The following is a 542-nucleotide window of genomic DNA, read 5'->3' as shown; positions in this document are numbered from 1 at the left end:
TTTCCGTCATCTCTTTACGGAATTACCCAAGCGTGCACCATTAGATGATATGACTGATTTGCTGCCGTGGAATGTTGATTTAGGTGAAGCAGAATAAGCTTCACCAGTTCATTGACCGCTTACGTTTTACGCTTTAAGGTATCAACAAAGCCAAAATTAAGGGCAACACCTGGATCCCCAATACAAGCATTTGAGGATGACGAAAGCCTCTGTCATTCCGGTGAAGCTTTTTAAGCCGGAATCCAGGTGTTTGCTTTACGCTTTAAGGTATCAACAAAGCCAAAATCAAGGGCAACACATGGATCCCCAACAAAAGCATTTGGGGATGATGAAAGCCTCTGTCATTCCGGTGAAGCTTTTTAAGCCGGAATCCAGGTGTTTTTTACGCTTTAAGGCACCAACAAAGCCAGAATCAAAGGCAACACCTGGATCCCCAATTAAAAGCGTTTGGGGATGGCGAAAAACCTCTGTCATTCCGGTGAGGCTTTTAAAGCCGGAATCCAGGTGTTTGTTTTACGCTTTAAGGTATCAACAAAGCCAAA

Annotated in this window: 1 protein-coding gene; it reads left to right on the top strand. The window is 43.7% G+C overall.

The genetic code is table 11. From position 1 onward, the window contains the following. Positions 1 to 196: 196 nt before the first annotated feature. Positions 197 to 542, top strand: a 346-nt coding sequence (locus tag H5202_RS24115; protein ID WP_220493999.1) for a hypothetical protein, incomplete at its 3' end; no start/stop codon positions are given.

Origin of the sequence: Shewanella sp. SG41-4 (assembly GCF_014164505.1) — a bacterium.
Taxonomy (GTDB): domain Bacteria; phylum Pseudomonadota; class Gammaproteobacteria; order Enterobacterales; family Shewanellaceae; genus Shewanella.
The sequence above is the reverse complement of the archived record's forward strand: the minus strand, read 5'-3'. Positions and strand labels throughout refer to the sequence as shown.